Here is a 20,887-nt window from a genome sequence, read left to right on the forward strand (position 1 = left end):
TGTTATTCGTGCTGGTGCTGCTGCTCGATGCCTTTGCGCAAAGCATTCCAAGCGAGCGTTGCGCACTTGATTCTGGCAGGAAATTTATTAACACCCGACAACGCTTCGATATCCTCGTTCTCGACAAATTCAACAGGCTCACCCTTCATCAGACCGGAGAAACGCTCGGCAAGGCCAATCGCTTCTTCGTACGTTCTGCCTTTGACGGCTTCCGTCATCATTGATGCGGAGCTGAGGCTGATGGAACAGCCTTCCCCGCTGAATTTCGCGTCGACAACTTTCCCGTCTTCCACTTGTAGCTGGAGCGAGATGCGATCGCCGCACGTCGGATTGTTTAAATTGATCGTAACGGCTTCGGCATCAAGCGTCCCGCGGTTTCGTGGATTTTTATAATGATCCATGATTACTCTGCGGTATAAATCATCCAATTGCATAGCCGAAGAACTCCTTTGTTTTGAGAAGGCCGTCCACCAAACGGTCTATTTCCTCCTCTGTATTGTATAGATAAAAGCTTGCTCGTGCTGTGGAGGATACATTCAGCCAACGCATAAGCGGCTGGCAGCAATGATGGCCGGCGCGAATCGCAATACCTTCTGCGTCTAGTACGGTCGAGACGTCATGGGGATGAATATCGTCTACGTTAAACGTAATTAGACCCACCCGGTTCTCTTTCGGACCATAAATCGTCACGCCGTCGATCGTTGACAGTCTGTCATAAGCATATGCGGCAAGCCGCTTCTCATGCTGATCGATTTCGTCCATGCCGATCTGCTCCAGAAAATCGATAGCAGCTCCAAGACCAACAGCGCCGGCAATAATCGGCGTACCGCCCTCGAATCGATACGGAATATCCTTCCATGTCGATTCATACAGATCAACCGTATCGATCATTTCGCCGCCGAATTCGATCGGCTCCATGTTCGAGAGCAGCGCTTTTTTGCCATACAAGGCGCCAATACCGGTCGGACCGCACATTTTATGTCCGGACAACGCGTAGAAATCGCAATCGATGTCCTGCACGTCGACCTTCTTATGCGGCGTGCTTTGCGCGCCGTCAACGACCATAACAGCGCCGTTGCGGTGAGCAATGGACGTAATCTCCTTAATCGGATTGACGCCGCCCAGCACGTTGGAAACGTAAGTGACCGCGACAACCTTCGTGTTAGCTGTAACTGTCGCCTCAACATCGGCAAGCGAGATCGTGCCGTCAGGCTGAAGCGGAATATATTTCAACGTCGCCCCAGTTGCTTTGGCTGCCTGCTGCCAAGGAATAAGATTCGCATGGTGCTCCATCGGCGTAATGACGATTTCGTCGCCTTCTTTGCACACGGAGCGGGCGTAGCTGGAAGCAACCAGATTCAAAGCCGTCGTCGTGCCGCGCGTAAAAATAATTTCTTCCGGCGCAGCCGCATTCAGAAACTTCGCAACCTTTTCCCGTGCCCCTTCATAGGCATCCGTCGCACGCGAACCGAGCGTATGAACGCCGCGGTGCACGTTCGAATGATCTTGTTCATAATAACGACTTACCGCATCAATGACGGAACGCGGCTTCTGGGAAGACGCCGCGCTGTCCAGATAAACGAGCGGATGCCCGTTTATCTCCTGATGCAGTATCGGAAAATGCTCCCGTACCGCCTCTATATTCATCCTTCTAGCTTCCTTTCGAGCAAACGCTGAAGCTGCTCGCGTACCGCATCAATCGGAATCTCCGATACGACAGGCGCCAAAAATCCGTAAATAATCAATCGTTCAGCATCTTGCTTCGTAATGCCGCGGGACATCAAGTAGTAAACCTGCTCCGGGTTAACCTGTCCAACGCTCGCTGCATGACCTGCTTTAACGTCATCTTCGTCAATCAGAAGGATCGGGTTGGCGTCGCCGCGCGCTTTCGGGCTAAGCATCAGAACTTTCTCTGTCTGCACGCCGTTCGCTTTCGTTGCGCCTTTCTCGATCTTCGTAATGCCGTTGATAATCGCTGTTGCGCTGTCTTTCATTACGGCACGAGTAACCATGTCGCTCTCCGAGCTGCGTCCAAAGTGAACGGCTTGCGTCGTCAAGCTCATTTTTTGATCGTTTTGTCCGATCGTAATTACTTTAGCGTCCGAATTCGAGCCGTTGCCTTTCAGGTGGGAAGTTGTGTCCGACAGCGTGTTGCCATCGTTCAAGTCCCCGATTACCCATTCCATCCGTCCGTCATTCTCGATAATCGAGCGGCGAAGCGTCAGATCGACACCGTTGTCAGCCATATGATGAATGGAGCCAAAACGTACGTGTGCGCCCGATTTCACGAACACTTCTACAACCGAATGATGAACAAACGGTTCTGTAGTTGTTCCTGGCTCGGATACAACGTAATCCACGTAAGTCACTTTGCTGTTGCTTTCTGCTACGATCAAAATGTGCGGTGCAAAAGCAGCTTCGGATTTATTGTTATACAGGATCGCTTGCAGCGGCAATTCAACCTCTACATTGCGCGGCACGTATACGAATACGCCGCCGTTCCAGAGCGCCGCGTGCAGCGCGGTCAGTTTATTGTCGCCTTTATCGATTGCTTTGAACAAATAAGGCTGAACCAGATCAGCATGCTCTTTGCATGCGGTCTCCAGATCGGTGAAAATAACGCCTTTAGCAGCCAATTCCGCCGATACCTGTTTCCAAGCGATCGTTGAATTTTGCTGTACAATCAGGCTTTCCGTTCCTTCTGCCACCAGTTCCGTTACAACGCTCGGCAATTCGCCGACCGATGCTGCCGCTTGTCCTTGCTCATAATTGCCAACCGCCGTCAGATTCCAACGGTCAATGCGAATTTTTTCCGGCTTCGGCCATTCCAGCGTTCCGGCAAGCTCAGCTGCTTCGCCGCGCAAATCAACGAGCCATTGCGGTTCGCCTTTGCTGCGAGCAAGCGCCTCTGCGGATTGACGGTCAGTCGGAGTCGATAATTGTGTACTCATCCGTTATGCCCCCTTCTCCGCTTAAGCCTGGCCGACCGTTTCGTCTACGATGCCCAGTTCTTCTTTAACCCAATCATAACCTTCGTTCTCCAAACGCTGTGCCAGTTCAGGACCGCCCGATTTCACGATACGGCCTTGCATCATAACGTGAACGAAATCAGGAGTAATATAGTTCAGCAACCGCTGATAGTGAGTGATGATCAAGAAACCGCGATCTTCGGAACGCATTGCGTTAACGCCATTCGATACGATTTTGAGCGCATCGATGTCAAGACCGGAGTCGATCTCGTCAAGTACGACGATTTTCGGGTCCAGCAATGTCATTTGCAGAATTTCATTCCGTTTTTTCTCGCCGCCGGAGAAGCCTTCGTTCAAATAACGGTGCGCGAATTCCGGATTCATCTCCAACTCTTTCATTTTGCCTTCCATTTGGCGAATGAATTTGATCAGCGAAATTTCGCTGCCTTCTTCGCGGCGGGCGTTAATCGCACTGCGCAGGAAGTCAGAGTTCGTTACACCAGGAATTTCACTTGGGTACTGCATAGCCAGGAACAGGCCAGCGCGAGCGCGCTCATCCACAGCCATTTCGAGCAGGTCTTCGCCGTTCAATACAGCGGTACCTTCTGTTACTTCATATTTCGGGTGACCCATCAGTGCGGATGCCAGCGTACTTTTACCAGTACCGTTTGGACCCATGATCGCGTGAATTTCCCCGCCTTTAATCTCGAGGTTGATTCCCTTTAAAATTTCTTTTCCTTCGATGGCTGCTTTCAGGCCGTCGATGACAAATTGCGTTGCCATAATATGCTTATCCCTCCATGGTTGGTATAGTCGGCTCGTGCCACTCTATAATCAACAACAACGGTCTTATAGTAAAAGATAAAACAGCGATTCCGTAGGTTGTACCGCTTATCTTCCAACGCTAAATGCTAGCGCTCGCCGAGTCAAAAAACGATGCCCGTAAGACGTTATATAGTTGTAGAGTGATTCTCAATGATTCTCAATAATCATTTTATTATAAGTTTTGTTATAAAGCAATCCGAGAAGCCCTGCGGGCTGAAAATATATACGCCAAATGTCGAATTAACCGGCAATTGCCGCTTTGATTTCAGCGATTTTTGCCTGCAATTCCGGTTCTGGAATAGCCTGCTCCATCGACGGTTCCGGCAGCGTGGAAAACTCCGCTGCAACTGTCTCCCCTTCTAGCTGTACCCAGGATTTGCAGCCTGTAAACGATGGAAGCACCGGAATTTCAATGGGATTATCCAATCGGAAGACGCGCAGCAACAGCAGATGAAGCGGCTTCGTACGCTTCCATTTCAACCGCTCCTCGGCGAAATCATCCGTCCAAATGTGAAAATCACGCAGCCGGTTCAGCGTCTCTTGATCCGTTATTTCGATATCCTCAACCGCTTCCGCATACGCTTCGATTCGCATCGTATCCGGGTGCTGCTTCCATTCTTCAAGCGTCCCCTGAATTTGCCCCTGATGATCCTCCTTGAGCAGATGCTCTTTCTGATGCTCGTATGCGGGCATCAAGTAAAAGCCGGGACTGCGAAGACTGAAGTCTCTCGTCTCCTCTACGATGCCGCCTTTGCGCATAACGAGCATCAGTTTCCCTTCTTTCAGCGCTTGAACCGTGACCGCCCACTCCTTCAATGCGACCGGAAAGCGCTCTACCGCCTCTGACAACGTAATCCCTCCAAACTAAACTTGTCCTTTGTCTTATTCCATTATATCATTTGTAGGTATTCCAAGGCGAAAAATTATCAGTTATACTAAGCGGAGTAGAATACTAGGCATTCTGGACTAAATTGAATCTTATACTATCGGAGGTGGACAACTATGTCTGCTTATCACCCTTTAACGGAGCAAGAAGCAATTGAAATTGCCCGGACAGTCGAAGGCATTTTTCCGGAAGGGGCTGCACTCCAGTCCCGTGAGATCGGCGACGGAAATTTGAACCTTGTTTTTCATATTACAGATCCCGCAAGCGGGAAAAGCTTAATAATGAAGCAAGCCGTACCTTATGCCAAGGTCGTTGGCGAATCCTGGCCGCTTACGCTGGACCGGGCCCGGATTGAAAGCGAAGCGCTGATTTTGCAAAACGAGCTCGCGCCCGGACTTGTCCCGACCGTATACAAATACGATGCGGATCTGGCTCTTACCATTATGGAGGATTTGAGCGATCATATTATTATGCGTCATGGCTTGATCAAAGGTGAAAGCTATCCTAAATTTGCCGAGGACATTACGACGTTCATGGCGAAGACGTTGTTCTTCACCTCCGATCTGGGCAAGAACCAACAGGATAAAAAGCTGCTGGTTAAAAATTATGTCAATCCCGATCTGTGCAAAATTACCGAGGATCTCGTATTTGATGATCCGTATACAGTGACGGACAACAATAACTATGAAGCGGCAATCGAAGATGCAGCTGCAGCTTTGCGCGAGGACGGGGAGCTCCATCTGGAAGTTGCTCTGCTCCGTGCGAAGTTTCTGACGAGCGCTCAGGCGCTGCTGCACGGCGATCTTCATACGGGCAGTGTATTCGTTACGAAGGATTCGACGAAGGTCATCGATCCGGAATTTGCTTACTATGGCCCGATCGGCTTCGACGTAGGCGCGGTTATTGCCAATCTGGTACTTAACTATGCTGGCCAGGGACACTGGATTCAAGATCCGTCCGAGCTGGCTAAGTTCCGAGGCTATCTGATCGAATCTGTTCGTGATATCTGGACGAAATTCGACTTAAAATTCCGCGCGTTATGGGATGAGCACGGCGTCGATCGTCTCTTCAACTCCGCTGCAGGCTACAAAGATCTGTACATGAAGTCCTTGCTCCAGGATGCTATCGGCTTCGCAGGCTGCAAGGTTGTCCGCCGTATCGTTGGTTTATCTCATGTAGCTGACATCGACCGGATTCCTGACGCTGCTGACCGCGAGCGCGCGCAGCGCCTCGCACTGGAAATCGGAACGTCGCTCATTAAATTCAACCGCAAGGCGGATTCCATTGAGGAAGCTATCGACATCGTATGGTCCGCTGCCGCCAAGCAGTAATAGTAAAAGTCGGTTCAACAGAAAGGAATTTGCATCATGACAACTGATTATGTAGGGCTGCAATCCGTTATTTGGTCAGGGGATAAACTCGACCTGCTGGATCAACGGCTTTTGCCTGAAGAAATTGTATATTTGCCGCTGACAACCTCTGAGGATGTTTGGGAGGCGATCCGCCATTTGAAAGTGCGCGGCGCGCCAGCGATCGGCATCTCGGCTGCTTACGGCGTCTTCCTTGGCAGCAGGGATGCTTCCAATACCGGAGAATGGCTGGAGCAAGTTCGGAAAGAAGCCGAGTATCTGGCTACATCGAGACCAACGGCTGTCAACTTGTTCTGGGCACTGGATCGGATGAAAGCCCGTGCTGCCGCCATTGTTGAGAGTGAATTACCGCTTGAAGCGGCTAAGCAAGCATTGCTTGACGAAGCAATTGCCATTCAAAGCGAGGATGAAGAAACGAACCGTTCCATCGGGGAGCACGCGCTCACACTCTTCGAAGCAGGCAACGGCGTCCTCACGCACTGCAATGCCGGCGGTCTGGCAACTGCGAAATATGGCACGGCGCTGGCTCCATTCTATCTGGCACAAGAACGCGGCATTCCGCTGCGCGTCTTCGCTGACGAAACCCGTCCGGTGCTTCAAGGCGCTCGCTTGACCGCGTTCGAGCTTCAGCAAGCCGGTGTAGACGTTACGCTCATATGCGACAATATGGCTGGAATGGTCATGTCCAAAGGCTGGATCGATGCCGTTATCGTCGGTACGGACCGCGTCGCTGCTAATGGCGACGTTGCGAACAAAATCGGAACCTACAGCGTAGCTGTACTGGCGAAAGCGCATGGCATTCCGTTCTATGTCGCTTGCCCGATGTCCACGATCGACCTGAACACGCCAACTGGCGCAGAAATTCCGATCGAGGAGCGCAGCGCTGAGGAGATTACGGAAGGCTTCGGCAAACGTACCGCCCCTAAAGGCATTAAAGTATTCAATCCCGCCTTCGATGTGACGCCAAATGATCTCGTTACGGCGATCATTACTGAAAAAGGCATTATCAAAGCGCCTTATGACGTAAATTTGAAAAACCTGTTTGTTTAAACTAAATACGCCTGCAGGAAGGGCCATACAATGGCTCATCCTGCAGGCGTTTTTCATTGTATTTGCGGTTATTGCGGGCGATGAGGCTCATTCCTCGCAGCCTTGCCTCAAACCATTAAGGCCAAAGCGTCCCAGCCTCTCATACCAACCACAATGCCAAGCGACTCTGCCGTCGCGGTTACAGACTCAAGCGGCGCGTCCAATAGCTCTTCCAGCGTTTTCACGCCGACTGCTCTCCCAGCCACAATGCCTCGGTCCTTCAGCCTATCATTGAGAAGTCCAACATCAAGGGCACCGCACATTATATATCCAGTGTCCGTCGTTATGGCAAGAAGCGTCGTTTTAGGCAATTTCACTTCCACGCCTAGCACCGTTGCCCCATTGCCAAGCGTAATCGGAACCATTCGCATCATACGAGTTCCACCCCCTTTGAGCCAGCCTCAATACAAGTGAGTAAGCTGCACGATCATTATATGCAGCACAATCTTTAACTGGTTGGATGGATACACATTTCGGATGCGATTTGGGACTACTTTGATGACGCAATAAGTGATATATTAGAGGTAACCCATTACCTAGTCCGGAGGAACTATGAAACCCACTCAATCTATGACTCCTAAATCCTACGTGTTCCAGGTCGAAGTACTCGTTGAAGGTTCCAGCAACGGGGCCGCTCTGGAAAAAATCATACATGCGCTTAACGAAGCGCCCTTGCTGGACTATCGGATTTTAAGCGGTATTCAACTTGGTCAACTTATAGACGAACGCAAGTCTGAAGCCGTTAATCTGGTTCCTATAGACATTTCTGAACCCGTCCGACCCGAGAATGCGATAGATTCATCCTCTGCGCCAGAACAATCCGACGGATTTGATTCTATTCGCAAGTACATGAAATCCAATAAGCTGATTCGGCTTATCGTCAATAAAGGCTTCGGTGTTAAGCTCAGCATCCCTTGCCGGATTATTAATTTCGACGATCAGACAAGCGTAGTCACGATCTACCATGTCGACGAGAAGCAGGTCTATACGTTTAGATTAAATGAAATCGAAGATTTTCAAGAATAGCTTTCACCTGCTTAAAAATAAAACGGACATTAAACAAAGCTCCCATCCAGGTAGGATGGGAGCTTATCTTTTATTGGATATAGGCAGAGCCTAGCATTTGCTCAATGTTGGTACTCGGCACTGGAGGGCTCCAGTAATAGCCCTGCATTTCATCGCAGCGATGTTTTCGCAGAAACTCCATTTGCCCTTCCGTTTCCACGCCTTCGGCAATGACCTGAATATTCAAATTATGTGCCATAGCGATAATAGCCGCTACGATCTCGGCATCGCTAGGGTCTTGTTGAATATCCCTGACAAATGAACGATCGATCTTCAAACGGTCTATCGGGAAGTTTTTCAAATAATGGAAAGAGCTATAGCCGGTTCCGAAATCATCGACGCTAATTCCGATACCCATATTCGTCAATGCAATGAGGCAGCGCGATACGTGGGCAACGTCCATCGTCATTGATTCTGTAATTTCCAGATCCAGATATTGCGGTTCAAGACCGGTCTTCTCCAATACTTTCGCGACTTTGCCTGCCAAATCATGCTGCACGAATTGACGAAGCGACAGATTGACCGACACTGGCATCGGCGGCAAGCCCGCTTCCTGCCAAGCTTTGTTCTGGCGGCAAGCTTCCTCCAGCACCCAATCGCCGATCTGTACAATCATTCCGCTTTCTTCAGCCAGCGGAATAAACTCTCCAGGCGGAATCATCCCCCGGATCGGATGCTTCCATCTCACAAGAGCCTCTACACCAACCATCGTACCAGAACCAATATCATACTGCGGCTGGTAATGAAGAACGAACTCCTGCCGCTGTATCGCCCGGTACATTTCATGCTGCAAGGTCAGACGCTCCAGAGAGGAATTGCTCCAGCTTTCCGAATAAAGGATGCAATCGTTTTTGCCGCTCTCCTTGACGCGCACAAGCGCCATATCTGCCTTCTTGAGAAGCGTATAGCCGTCATCCTCCGCAATCCCGTTCGTCACCGTACCGATACTCGCCGTGATATGAAGCGGAAAACCCTTCAGCTCAAACGGCTCCTCAATTAGGCCGAGAATGCTGCGTGCAAGCTCCAGAAGCTGCTCTTCCGTCTCCGCTTCCGTAAACAAGAGGGCAAATTCATCGCCTTCCATTCGGGCTGCAAGCCCTTGCTCCGCAACTGCTCGGGTCAACCGCTCCGCTACTTGCATGAGCAGCATATCGCCGAACTCTCTGCCGAAGGAAGCATTCACCAGCTTGAACCGGTCAAGATCCAGGTAGCATAAGCCGATTAGCTTATTCTCTTCCTGTGCCTTAACGAGACTTTCGCTTAGTTTAATATGAAAGAGCGTCCGGTTGGGAAGCCCTGTCATATCATCATAATAGGCCATATAGCGAATACGCTCGATGTTGCGCTTCCGGTCGCTTAAGTCATGGCTAACGACTATAGTGCCAATCGCTTCGTTCCCCTTCATCATCGGCGCGCACACGATCTGCAGCTCCAAAGGAAACCCCGAGCGATGCGTAATGTTGACGTTGACTTGGCAGGCTTCGCCGTTCAGCGCTTGCTCCAGCAGTTCATTCAACTGCTGGCGGCTGCCCGGCTCAACCAGAGGCGCAAGCGAATTGCCAAGCAGCTCCGCACGGTGATAGCCTAACGTCCGGCTGGAAGCTTCATTCATCTCGATGATGACGCCCTGCCGGTCGAGAACCGCCAAAGGAACGGCTTCCGAACGAAGGAGCGTTTCCACAATTGGCGTATGATAGTTTTGAAAGCTTGATGCTTGTCCGCGCCTGACGTAGAGGAAAGAAGTGATCGCTAGCGTACATGCGAATAGAATGGAGGAAACCCATTCTAGGGGGGTATTGGACACCCAAATAAACGATAGGATAACAATGACCGCCGAAGCGATCAGGAAGAGTAAACCAACCTTCCAAGGTTCATTAAGCGATTGCGCTACCGCATACCGCGTTTGTTTTACTGGCAAGTCATCCATTCGTTTCGTCACGCACCAACTTCCTTCCTCTGCTCAGGTCAAGTGTGTGTTGGTACTATTATAAACGAAATAAACGATATGGTATAGAAATATTTACTAAAGGAATGCAAGAATCTTGTAGATGAAGATCGAATTTTGTCGAATGATGGATTATTTTTCACTAGAACGAAGGGCTGCCGCTATAATACAACCCCATCCGCCTAAAAATGCAACTCCCCCGATAGGTGTGATCGCTCCCAGAACAGAAACGTCAGAAAGTGCCAAGGCATACAGACTTCCGCTGAAAATGACGACTCCGGCAACGAGCAGATTGGCGCCTGTACGCAGCAGCTTGCTCTCTCCAAGCCGGTCCGCAAGCAAGGCAACCAGCATAAGGCCAAGCGAATGATACATATGATAGCGTACGCCCGTCTCAAAAATGTCCAGAAGACGCTCGGACAACACTTCCTTCAATCCGTGGGCGCCAAACGCGCCAAGAGCAACCGCCAATGCAGCGCCAAATGCGCCAATTGCAAAATATTTTTTCAACATTTGATTTTCAATCCTTCCCTATTTGTGTATACTTTTACGTGATTATGGATATATAAGCATTGCTTGCTATCCTTTTACTTTTAACAATAAGGAGTCGATCACTTGGAAGAGAACCGCAACGATTCAACCAAACCAGTCAACGAGGGGGAACAGGTTGTCGATAACAACGAGCAACAGCTCCATAGTGACCCATTTTACACCAATCCATACGCAACGCAGCCTGCCTTTGGCCAGCCAGTTCCTGTCCAGCCTGAGAACATCAAACAGTCCGGACTCGGCATCGCTTCCTTTATCATTGCCTTAGTTGCTGTTCTGCTCGGCATTATCGGCATTATTCTCTCCGTTGCTTTCACAGCCGGTATAGCCGACGACCCGCAATCGATCGTACGAGAAATAGAGAATAACGATATTTCGAGCGTTGCTTCCATTATGGTTGCAGGTTTGATGCTGATTGCCGGCGCCGGCATCGCGTTTATCGGCCTCATTCTCGGCATCGTGGGCGCTTTTGCCAAGGACCGCCGCAAAGCTTTCGCAATCGTCGGCATCATTCTGAACGGCTTGATCGTCGTCGGCATCGTTGCCTTAACCGTATTGGGCCTTGCAATCGGTGCAAACAGCGTCTAGCCTAAGCGCGCAAAGGCGTGCAGACGGGTGCGTAATCGCATTCCGCTGCACGCTTTTGTTATTTGACGGTAATGGCCGTTTTGCTGTAGCCCTCTTTCGTCTTATGAACTTCCAGTGCAGCCGGGAATGCTTGCTTCAGCTCTTGAACGTGTGAAATAACGCCAATCAGCCGTCCCGCCCGCTGTAAATCAACAAGCGCCTCGACTGCTTTGTTTAGTGAATCCTCATCCAGCGAGCCGAAGCCCTCATCAATAAACATCATTTCAATCGACACTCCGCCTTGGTGCGCTTGGATGACATCAGTCATTCCGAGTGCAAGGCATAATGAGGCGTTGAATTTCTCCCCGCCTGACATCGTTTTGACATCACGGTTTTGCCCGGTATAGGCATCGTAGATATCAAGCCCAAGCCCGCTTTGCTTGCCCCTTACTTCAAGCCGGTCGCTGCGCTGCAGATTAAACTGTCCGCCGGATAAATTTCGCAGCCGAACATTGGCCGCCTGCAAAATCTGCTCCAGAAATTCGATCAAAATGTATCGCTCAAATGAAATCTTCAGCGCATTGTCGCCCTTCAGCATTTGATACAGATCAAGCACCTGCTCCAACTCGGACTCAAGCTGCTTAACCATAATGTTGGCGTCATCCAGCGAGTGCTTCAGTCTCTCGGCCTCTGATGCATAACGGGAAGCCGTCTGAAGCGCAGCAATGACGGCTTCCAACTGTTGCCGAACCGCTGCCTTCTCTTCCTCCATCCGCTGTATGTCTGCAGGCTCCATACCGGACAACGCCAGCTCCAATTCTGTAATACGGCGCTCGGCAGCGAGCAACGAGGTTTTGTAGCTTTCCAATTGCTCTTTCAGCATCAAACGATCGTGCTCGGGCAGCAGCGCCGAGCGATACTGCTCCGAATTCGAAAATCCTGCAAGCTCCTGCTGCTGCGCAAATCGCTCGGCCGTTTGCAGAGCATTCGATTTCGCCTCTGTTAGCTGCTGCTCCAACTGCTCCAAGTGAGCTTTCTCCTCGACCACTTTCGTCCGAGTCTGCTGCACACTCTCTTGTGCTTGCTTCCAGGCTGCGGCCAGCGTATCGGCCAACAAGCGCTGCGCAGTCAGCCGCTGATTCAATTGCTCCGGCGAACGCAACGATTCTGGAATGCGCTCCAGTTCCTTTTCCAGCACCGATTGCTTTGTTGCGCGTTCGACAGCAATCCCATGCTGCTCTAGCTGCAGCTTATCCTTCATCTGCTGCTGCTGCTCCAGCTTCGTCTCCAGCTGCTCGCTGGTTCGCTTCAGCTCTTGTATTTGCTTGCCTTGCTGGTCCAGCCGATCAGCATCCTCTTTCAATTGCCGCCATTGTGCGCGTAATGACGCCTGCTGTTCCGCCAACCGCTCAGCTGACGCGCCAAACTCGGCAAGCTCTGCAGCGCTGCTCGCCCAACTGCTGCGGGTGGCGGCGCTTTGCAGCTTCGCTTCGTTCAATTCGCGCTCGAAATGGCCGAGACGATCTTTGGCCTGCTGCAGCTGCTCCCGCGATGGGAGCGCATCGGACGATTCCGCTTTGGCCGGATGGTCGGGGCTGCCGCATACCGGACAAGGCTTGCCGTCATGCAAATGAGCGGCGAGCAAGCCGGCCTGTCCTTCAATCCATATATGCTCCAACTGGTCATGCTCATTGCGAATCTGCTCCAATGCTTGCAAACGTTCCGTCTCAAGAGCGGCAATTGTGCCTAGCTCTTTCTCGAGCTCCAGCAATCGGGAAACATGTTTGCCTTGCTGCTCGACGCTTCGCAGTTGCTCCAGCTTGTCAGGCAGCGACGCTGTCTCGCTCTCTAGCTCCTTCAACTGCATGCTTGCCGACTGCTTAGACTCCTTTGCGGCTGCAATTTGTGCTTCAGCTTGCTGCAGCTTGGCAGCCCCTTCCCGCTCATCAATGAGGAGACGATCATACGCCCCGCGCAGCTCGGCGAGCGATTGCACGGCCGGTACCAGCTCAGTCAGCGTATGCAGCTCTCGCATCGCTGCTTCCCGCTCCGCCTCGCGCTGCTCCTCGCGGCGATAGCGCTCCTCCGCTTCCGCTGCGGCTGCGACCGCTGCTTCTGCGGTTGCCCGGCGCACATCGCGCAGTTGAAGCTTCGCTGCGGCGTCACGCGCAGCCCGCTCTGCCTGCTCCGCATACGGAGCGAGCTGCGCCGCACGCTCCGCCAGCAGCAGCCGGTGCTCGCGCTCCACATATTCGCCGCGCTGCGCTTCCAGCCGCTCGCGGTTCAAACGCTCGCGATCCAGCTCCGCAAATCGCGCATTGAGCGCAAGCGCATCGCGCAGCCGCGCTTCCTGTGCATCGAGCGCCGCTTGCAGCGATGCTTTGCCCGCTTCGCCATCTTGTGCTGTCTGGCGGTAATAGGCCAGCTCTTGGCCCAGCGCTTCCGACAGCTGCGCCCCGTTGAAGGAAGGCTGCGCTAACGTTGCAGCCAGCACGCTATCCTCACGGAGGGGCAGCGTCTCTGCGGCTTGCTTCATATAGAGCTCCGCCCGCAGCTTCGCTTGCTTCAGGGAATCTCCCAGCTCGCGATTACGCTGCTGAAACCGGCCTTCCAGCCGCTGGTACAGCTCCGTGCGGAAAATCCGCCGCAATATTTCCTCTTTATTGTCCGTATCGGAGGTGAGCAATTTGCGAAATTCACCTTGCGGCAGCATGACGATCTGGTTGAATTGCTCCTTCGTCAGCCCGATAATTTGCTCCACTCTTGCGTTCACATCGCCCACAGTAAAACGATCGACAGCCGGTACTTCCGTGCCTTCCGTCGTCTCGTACAGCTCTGCTTTGCCCCCGGTCTCGCTTTTATTTCCTCCCTTGCGGTGCGGCAGCTGCCGGAACAACCGATAGCTGCGTTTGCCAACGGCAAATTCGAAATCGACAGCCGTATGCGTCTCGTCATCGGCAAAATGGCTGCGAAGCATCCGCGGCTCCGAACGGTCCTCGCCGCTTGCCGCGCCGTATAATGCGAAGCAGATCGCGTCGAAAATCGAGGTTTTGCCCGCCCCTGTGCTGCCCGAGATGACAAACAGCCGATGATCCTCCAGCTGTGAGAAATCAATCGTCTCCGCGTCGCGATAAGGCCCAAATGCAGTCATCGTTAGCTTAAGCGGTCTCATACCGCACCTCCTTCCTCACGAAGAAGCTGCTCGAACGTCTCTGCGAACAATTGCTTCTTCTCCTCTGCAAGCGGCACGCCCTTCACTTCCGAGTAAAATGAAGCAAACAGCTCCACCGGATTGGCCTCTCTCCGATTGCCCGCAGCCGAAGCTTCCTCACCCTCCGCTGCTTCGATTACGCGGGTTACCCGCCGCTCCACATGCAGCGCGTTTGGATAAACAGCGCGTACCTTCTCCATCGGAAACAGCACAGGGTTGTCGTTCAGCAGCGTTACAAATACATAGTCCTCGCTTACCGGATGCGATTCGATTTCCTCGATCGTGCCGGTAACCCGCCGCATGTCGCGGAGCGGCTTCAGCTCTCTTTTTTCAATCGAGCATACGCCTGTTTCATTCAATTCGATTACCAAATAACCTTTGTTGTGGTTCTCCTCAGAGATCGAATATTTCAATGGCGAGCCCGCGTAACGAATGTTTTCCCGCTGGACAAAATGAGCCTGGTGCAAATGACCGAGCGCCGTGTAATGAAACGGCTCAAAATAATCCGCCCGCACATGCTCCGCCCCGCCGATCGACAGCGGACGCTCCGAATCGCTCGTATTCGGCTCGGCAGCGCCTCCTGACGTCACAAAGGCGTGCCCAATCAGCACATGTCTGGCTGCCGGATTCATTTGCTCAACAATACGTTTTGTCGTCTCCCGCATGGCATCGTCATGTGTACGAATCTTCTCGTCGCCGAAAGCATGGCGAACTTGCGCCGGATCGGCATAAGGCACGAGATGAAAATGCACCTCACCGTATGCATCCTGCATAACAACCGGATTCATGTCCGGCTTCAAGCGTCCTGCAATATGTAAGCCTCGGCTTGCCATCATTGCCGTGCCAAAATCGATACGGTCCGGACTATCGTGATTGCCGGAAATCGCCAGAACAGGCGTATTTAGCTCTATCACTAGTTTGTTCAGCAGTTCATCAAGCAGCTCAACGGCTTCCGTTGGCGGTACACCGCGATCATAGAGATCGCCTGCAATAATGACAGCATCCGGCCTCTCTTCGGCGACTGCTTCCGTCAATTGTCCAAGCGCATAACGCTGGTCTTCCGTCATATATACACCCTGCACCAGCTTGCCTAAATGCCAGTCCGCAGTATGAAATAGCTTCATTCTATCATCCTTCCTGTACACCAGGCCGCAAGCGGCCCTCAAACAATTAACTATTCGCCCCGCGCCTGCTCAACTCCTTCCTGCAATATTTTCCCCTGCAGCCATTGGTTGCTTAATTAGCCAAACCGCGTTACATTTATTCAAAACTATTATCAACAATTCAAAACGATCAATTTAATGGCATGAAGGTGCGCAACGGAGGATCATTTACGGTGGTGGAACAAACTAAGGCAAGTGTCAAAAGCAAGCTGCTGAGCAACTACTCGCTGCTGCTAGCCGTCGTTTTCGGCGGTTTTCTCATATTCGGTTTCTCGGAAAATGTTAAAGGCCCAGCGATTCCGCGCATGCAGTCCGATTTCTCATTAAGTGAAATGCAAATCGGCCTATTGCTGGCACTAAACTCACTCGGTTATTTGCTCGCTTGCACCTTTACTGGCGCGCTGGCCAGACGGTTTGGCGTCAAAACGACAACGATTATCGCGTTTGCAGCGATGGCTTTATCCGGGCTATTCATTTACTGGGCGGCAAACTATACCACGTTGTCCTTATCCTACTTTTTCATGTATATCGGCAATGGCCTGCTGGAGATCGCACTTGCGATACTGGCGGCCCGGATTTTCACCCGCAATACCGGCATGATGATGAACCTCTCTCATTTCTTCTATGGTCTCAGCTCCATGGTTGCACCATTGTTAGCCGCATCGCTTATGGGTGTGCAGCTATTTGGCTCGGAGCTTGGCTGGCGGGGAATGTACGCGCTTGTGCTTGCGCTGTCCGTGCTGCCTATGATTCCTGCTCTATTCGCACGCGTTCCGGGAGACGAGATGAAGCCGGAGGAACGGCTGTCGCTCAAGTCCTTTATCAAAGACCGTGCGGCATGGCTGATCGTCGGCATGCTGTCCTTCGGGGTCGTGTCAGAGCTTGCAGTAGGGGGCTGGCTGGTTAACTATTTGGAAAAGGTATACGGCTGGAGCAGCGACGCTTCGGCAGCGATGTTATCCGCCTTCTTCCTCTGCTTCATGCTGGCGCGTCTGCTGCTTGGGCCGCTTACCGATCGATTCGGCTACACGCGATCGATTATCGTACTGTCGGCCGTGTCGGGCCTCTGCTCGGTAGGAGCTATTGTCGCCGGCGAATCCGGCGCCTTTCTGTTCGCTCTGGCCGGTATCGGCATCGCCCCGATCTATCCGACGGTGATGGCGCTGCTCGCCAAGCGGTATTCGAATGGAACGGAGACGGCGATTACGTTCACCGTCACGATGATGGGCGTCGCCAGCGTCATCGGGAATTTCTTGATCGGGGCAATTACCGATCTGTTCAAAGGCTTTTTCCGCTCGAGCCCGGACGCAGGCTTAGCCGCCGGACTTCAGGCGGGATACGGGTTTATCGCCGCTTGCGCGCTGCTATGCTCCGTTGTCGCTGTAATGCTGTACCGGTATATGAATAAGCGCGGGGAGTTGTTGTAAGGCGGCGGCGTGTGTTTCCACTCCCTTCGCTAGATAACGAAGCAGGTTCGCTGATCAGCGAACCTGCTTTCTCTATATCCAGTGAAAACTAACCTTTACAGCAAATAGCGAACCTAATTTCGCTACTCATGAACTTAGGTTCACGAAGTGCGAAATTAAGTTCGCTATACTCACTTTACTGACTTTCAAACCTTCCTCCAGCGAAGTTGTCTTCGTTAAATTGCGAAGTTGCTTCGCTCTGCGTCCTTTATGTATCAGTAACTCCTACGTTTTTGACTATAGTTGCTAAGCGTCACTATTCTTAAAGTAATCCAGCAGCCCATTCCAAACTTCTTCCGTCACAAAATAAGTTTCTACTGCACCCAGAATTTCCCCTGTTATGTGATGTTTATATTGAATATTTTTATATAAGTTATCACCAACATATTTATCATACCAATCAATATACTCAACAGAATCTCCGACGTCTAACCTTGTAGAAGCCATAATATCAAAATTATCTTCTTCGTCAAAATAGGGTTTAGCTATAAATCCCTCGATCACATAAATTTTGTCTCCCTTTCGACTATCATGACTAACACTCATTTTCCACTCCAGCCTCTCTCATACTTACGGATGTTCATACTGTCTCTATTTCAGTAAAAAGACAATTAAAAATCGTTACCTCACCGAAGTTTAATAGCTCTGTTTCTAAATCTGGAACTACATGTTTGCAAATTATATCCTCTAATTTTATTAACTTCTTACCACTCATTAATAATTCAATTTTGCTACTAATCCGTTTCATTTCTTCATTTCTCACTAGATGATCCTTGAATTTCCAAATTCCATCATGATAGCTTGTTTGAACATAATAATAGTAATAAAAATCGCCAAGAACACTCACATAAAGCATTAGATCGATTCGACTTCCACCTAAAGCTTGAATTAATTGTATATCATCATCAATAATCTTTTGGTTTTCCAAAATCAAAACTTTAAATTGCATACAATTATATTCGGCCAGATTCGTCCAATCAACAACTGCATAGTTAGGTAATGTTCGCTGAATCTCCTTCGCAAAAAACTTGCTTTCCCCCTCAAACTCGCTTCTCTTGTTACATAATCTTGCATATTCCTTACTGGTTGTATACTTAATATCATCGAATGCAATTCCCTTAGGAAAGAAGTTATAAATAATAGCTAACGCTTCGTTCAATTAGGTTCCCCTGCCTCCAAACTAATTCTTTCCATCGTAAAATACACGTTCCCCAAATATAATATTAGCTTATCCCTGTCATCCGTTAGTAAAAAAGTGCCACCTGTATTTAACCAATAATTTTTCATCAATTCGTCACTAAACACATCCACTACGGTAACAGAATCCTTATTAATTCAATGTCATCCAGCCTTACATAGCTTTCCTGAAAAAATTGAGACTCAGATATTAATACCTTTTGATAATAAGGTGTCCGTAGAGTAGCCTCTTTCGTCTTCAATTCGTTTGCAGTATACGTTATTTCATAATTTATATAGGAATCAATTTCTTCATTATCTAATGAAGTAACGGTTCCACTTGCAATTTCTCCAGTTATTTTCCATCTTCCATAAAAAATCTCATCATTGCTAACCTCTATGTTTGATTTGAAATTTTCAATTATATTCATACTCTTTTTTTCATTCGTATTCTGCTTACCACAAGCTACAGAAAAAACAGCTAAAGAAATAAATAAGAGGACTAATAATGATCTTTTCATGCCTTCACCCCTCTCTGTAAAAAACGCATGCGTATATAAATACACACTTTAATGGATTTTTTAGTTCTTACTCCGCTACACCCTCATTGGATCATCCGCCTTGAAAATAGTAAAGTATTACCTATTAATACAAGATATCATCTTGAATTGATAGGTTGTTTATTACAATTATTTCACCAACGTCCCATTACCTTTCGCCGCTGTATCCCATTTGCACAACTTACCACCTCTATCGGAAACCATTATCTTTACTAATGAAAAGATTTCCTTAAAATCAGCTACTTTCCTGACAATTCGCCTCTATAGGTCGAAAAGTTCACAACAGGAGAAATCAAATTCCGAATAAAGAAAAAACATCTCCTATTTGTTTGAAAGTCGGAATCTCACGATGTTGCGCGAGTAAAGGTGAGCAGTTTGTGTAAAACGCTTGCCTCTCTTTGTTGGTCTGTCTTGGTCTGTCTTGGTCTGTCTTGCCTGTCTTGCCTGTCTTGCCTGTCTTGCCTGTCTTGGTCTGTCTTGATCTGTCTTGCCTGTCTTGCCTTCTCCATCCTGCTCTCCCCCCTGTCTGATCGTATTCGCCTGCCTGCAACTTTCGCAGAGTGACGCTGCTAATCTATCTCCCCCGACAAAGAGATTGCTAGAATCGGGCAACTTTTGCCTCACATATCCGGGGAGGACTTGAATACATTAAATAATAACCATACATTCTCGCAAGGAGGTGCTCCGAAATGGGTTCAGCGGATCATAGAATGTTTGTTGTTTCTCAGGAGGATTGGTCGCTGCATCGTAAAGGCTATCAAGACCAGGCCAGGCATCAGCAAAAAGTACGGGAAGCGATCAAGCAAAACTTGCCTGATCTCGTATCCGAGGAAAGCATCGTCATGTCTGACGGCAAGCAGGTCATTAAAGTGCCGATTCGGAGCCTTGACGAATTCCGGTTCGTGTACAACTACAATAAAAATAAACATGTCGGGCAAGGCGACGGCGACAGCCAAGTCGGCGACGTGCTTGGGGTCGACCCGCAAGCCGCCAAAGGCCCCGGAAAAGGCGAAGGCGCGGGCGATCAGCCTGGCGAGGACGTCATAGAGGCGGAAATCAGTCTGGCCGAACTGGAAGCAATGCTGTTCGAGGAGCTGGAGCTGCCTTTTCTCCGGCAAAAGGATAGGGATCAGCTGGAGACGACTGAAATTAGATTTAACGACATCCGTAAAAAAGGGATCATGTCCAACATCGACAAAAAGCGGACGATCATGGAAAATCTCCGGCGCAACGCAACCTCCGGCCAGCCCGGCATCCACGGCATTTCCCCCGACGACCTCCGCTACAAAACCTGGGAAGAGATCGTCAAGCCGCAATCAAATGCTGTCATTCTAGCGATGATGGACACGTCAGGCTCCATGGGCTCATTCGAAAAGTACGTGGCGCGCTCGTTTTTCTTCTGGATGACCCGCTTCCTTCGTAACCAATACGAGAAGGTGGAAATCGTCTTTATCGCGCATCATACGGAAGCTAAGGAAGTAACGGAAGAGGAGTTTTTCACCCGCGGCGAAAGCGGCGGTACGATCTGCTCATCTGCTTATATCAAAGCGCTCGAAATCATCGACAGCCGGTACTCGCCCAGCGCGTATAACATCTACCCGTTCCACTTCTCCGACGGCGACAATCTGACATCCGACAATGAGCGCTGCGTGAAGCTGATCGGCGAGCTGCTCAAACGCTCCAACCTGTTCGGCTACGGCGAAGTGAATCAATACAACCGATCCAGCACGCTCATGTCCGCCTACAAGCACATCAATATGCAGCATTTCATGTATTACGTCATCCGGGAGAAGGGCGAGGTCTACAACGCGCTGAAATCCTTCTTCCACAAACGTGAAGGCGTACCGGGATGAGCTCCACAAATTGAACTCCTCCCTCTAACACAATGGAAAATGCACCTAATCCGCACCCTCCGCAACAATAATTCTTCTTCATACAAAGGTATCGAGCATCTACACAGCTAAATAAACCTCCCTTTGGCAAATAAGAATACTCTAGGTAATAACGCAAAAGCCGGAAGCTTGGAAGGAGCAACGCTCCTCAGCT

The 20,887-nt window shown here is 50.3% G+C and carries 19 protein-coding genes; 6 read left to right on the forward strand and 13 right to left on the reverse strand.

Annotated features, from left to right (window positions below; genetic code table 11):
- Positions 1–2: 2 nt before the first annotated feature.
- The 5 genes from sufU to IEX98_RS16925 form a co-directional block, all read right to left on the reverse strand.
- A complete protein-coding gene (gene sufU, locus IEX98_RS16905; protein ID WP_042165057.1) occupies positions 3–434 on the reverse strand; it encodes a Fe-S cluster assembly sulfur transfer protein SufU in 432 nt (143 codons plus the stop codon).
- Positions 421–1,647 (reverse strand): cysteine desulfurase, encoded by a 1,227-nt coding sequence (locus tag IEX98_RS16910; protein WP_188890393.1) that lies wholly within the window; start codon positions 1,645–1,647, stop codon positions 421–423. The genes sufU and IEX98_RS16910 overlap by 14 nt, the downstream gene beginning before the upstream one ends.
- Positions 1,644–2,951 (reverse strand): Fe-S cluster assembly protein SufD, encoded by a 1,308-nt coding sequence (gene sufD, locus IEX98_RS16915; protein ID WP_188890394.1) that lies wholly within the window; start codon positions 2,949–2,951, stop codon positions 1,644–1,646. The genes IEX98_RS16910 and sufD overlap by 4 nt, the downstream gene beginning before the upstream one ends.
- Positions 2,952–2,972: 21 nt before the next feature.
- Complete coding sequence (gene sufC, locus IEX98_RS16920) at positions 2,973–3,752, reverse strand: Fe-S cluster assembly ATPase SufC (protein WP_188890395.1); 780 nt, start codon at positions 3,750–3,752, stop codon at positions 2,973–2,975.
- Between the two features lie 282 nt (positions 3,753–4,034).
- Positions 4,035–4,643, reverse strand: a complete 609-nt coding sequence (locus tag IEX98_RS16925) for a DUF1802 family protein (RefSeq protein ID WP_188890396.1) — start codon at positions 4,641–4,643, stop codon at positions 4,035–4,037.
- 153 nt (positions 4,644–4,796) lie between these two features.
- Between IEX98_RS16925 and mtnK the strand changes: the two genes are divergently transcribed.
- Positions 4,797–6,011: an S-methyl-5-thioribose kinase gene (mtnK, locus tag IEX98_RS16930; RefSeq protein WP_188890397.1), complete on the forward strand. Its 1,215-nt coding sequence runs from the start codon at positions 4,797–4,799 to the stop codon at positions 6,009–6,011.
- 36 nt (positions 6,012–6,047) lie between these two features.
- On the forward strand, positions 6,048–7,100 hold the full coding sequence (gene mtnA, locus IEX98_RS16935) for an S-methyl-5-thioribose-1-phosphate isomerase (protein WP_188890398.1): 1,053 nt from the start codon (positions 6,048–6,050) through the stop codon (positions 7,098–7,100).
- A gap of 107 nt (positions 7,101–7,207) precedes the next feature.
- Here mtnA and IEX98_RS16940 read toward each other — a convergent pair whose 3' ends face one another.
- Positions 7,208–7,513, reverse strand: a complete 306-nt coding sequence (locus tag IEX98_RS16940) for a YunC family protein (RefSeq protein WP_188890399.1) — start codon at positions 7,511–7,513, stop codon at positions 7,208–7,210.
- Between the two features lie 178 nt (positions 7,514–7,691).
- On the opposite strand from IEX98_RS16940, the gene IEX98_RS16945 reads away from it, so the two are divergent.
- A complete protein-coding gene (locus tag IEX98_RS16945) occupies positions 7,692–8,165 on the forward strand; it encodes a hypothetical protein (RefSeq protein WP_188890400.1) in 474 nt (157 codons plus the stop codon).
- A gap of 70 nt (positions 8,166–8,235) precedes the next feature.
- Here the strand turns inward: IEX98_RS16945 and IEX98_RS16950 are convergent, their stop codons facing one another.
- Positions 8,236–10,143 carry a putative bifunctional diguanylate cyclase/phosphodiesterase gene (locus IEX98_RS16950; RefSeq protein WP_188890401.1) on the reverse strand — a complete coding sequence of 636 codons (1,908 nt, stop codon included), beginning with the start codon at positions 10,141–10,143 and terminating at the stop codon, positions 8,236–8,238.
- Positions 10,144–10,281: 138 nt separating this feature from the next.
- Complete coding sequence (locus tag IEX98_RS16955; RefSeq protein WP_188890402.1) at positions 10,282–10,662, reverse strand: DUF423 domain-containing protein; 381 nt, start codon at positions 10,660–10,662, stop codon at positions 10,282–10,284.
- Positions 10,663–10,764: 102 nt separating this feature from the next.
- Between IEX98_RS16955 and IEX98_RS16960 the strand changes: the two genes are divergently transcribed.
- Positions 10,765–11,286 (forward strand): hypothetical protein, encoded by a 522-nt coding sequence (locus tag IEX98_RS16960; protein ID WP_188890403.1) that lies wholly within the window; start codon positions 10,765–10,767, stop codon positions 11,284–11,286.
- Between the two features lie 58 nt (positions 11,287–11,344).
- Here IEX98_RS16960 and IEX98_RS16965 read toward each other — a convergent pair whose 3' ends face one another.
- Entirely contained in the window at positions 11,345–14,437 is a 3,093-nt protein-coding gene (locus IEX98_RS16965; RefSeq protein WP_188890404.1) for an AAA family ATPase, read from the reverse strand.
- Positions 14,434–15,600 (reverse strand): exonuclease SbcCD subunit D, encoded by a 1,167-nt coding sequence (locus IEX98_RS16970; RefSeq protein ID WP_188890405.1) that lies wholly within the window; start codon positions 15,598–15,600, stop codon positions 14,434–14,436. The genes IEX98_RS16965 and IEX98_RS16970 overlap by 4 nt, the downstream gene beginning before the upstream one ends.
- A 212-nt stretch (positions 15,601–15,812) precedes the next feature.
- Here IEX98_RS16970 and IEX98_RS16975 point away from each other — a divergent pair, with 212 nt between their 5' ends.
- Positions 15,813–17,066: an MFS transporter gene (locus IEX98_RS16975; protein WP_229692235.1), complete on the forward strand. Its 1,254-nt coding sequence runs from the start codon at positions 15,813–15,815 to the stop codon at positions 17,064–17,066.
- A gap of 285 nt (positions 17,067–17,351) precedes the next feature.
- Here IEX98_RS16975 and IEX98_RS16980 read toward each other — a convergent pair whose 3' ends face one another.
- The 3 genes from IEX98_RS16980 to IEX98_RS16990 form a co-directional block, all read right to left on the reverse strand.
- A complete protein-coding gene (locus IEX98_RS16980) occupies positions 17,352–17,609 on the reverse strand; it encodes a hypothetical protein (protein ID WP_188890407.1) in 258 nt (85 codons plus the stop codon).
- A 76-nt stretch (positions 17,610–17,685) separates the two neighbouring features.
- Positions 17,686–18,264, reverse strand: a complete 579-nt coding sequence (locus IEX98_RS16985) for a hypothetical protein (protein WP_188890408.1) — start codon at positions 18,262–18,264, stop codon at positions 17,686–17,688.
- A gap of 151 nt (positions 18,265–18,415) precedes the next feature.
- Complete coding sequence (locus tag IEX98_RS16990; RefSeq protein ID WP_188890409.1) at positions 18,416–18,802, reverse strand: hypothetical protein; 387 nt, start codon at positions 18,800–18,802, stop codon at positions 18,416–18,418.
- 728 nt (positions 18,803–19,530) lie between these two features.
- On the opposite strand from IEX98_RS16990, the gene yhbH reads away from it, so the two are divergent.
- On the forward strand, positions 19,531–20,694 hold the full coding sequence (yhbH, locus tag IEX98_RS16995; protein ID WP_188890410.1) for a sporulation protein YhbH: 1,164 nt from the start codon (positions 19,531–19,533) through the stop codon (positions 20,692–20,694).
- Positions 20,695–20,887: the final 193 nt, after the last annotated feature.

The organism is Paenibacillus radicis (ex Gao et al. 2016) (genome assembly GCF_014641555.1).
In the GTDB taxonomy this organism is placed as follows: Bacteria; Bacillota; Bacilli; order Paenibacillales; family Paenibacillaceae; genus Pristimantibacillus; species Pristimantibacillus radicis.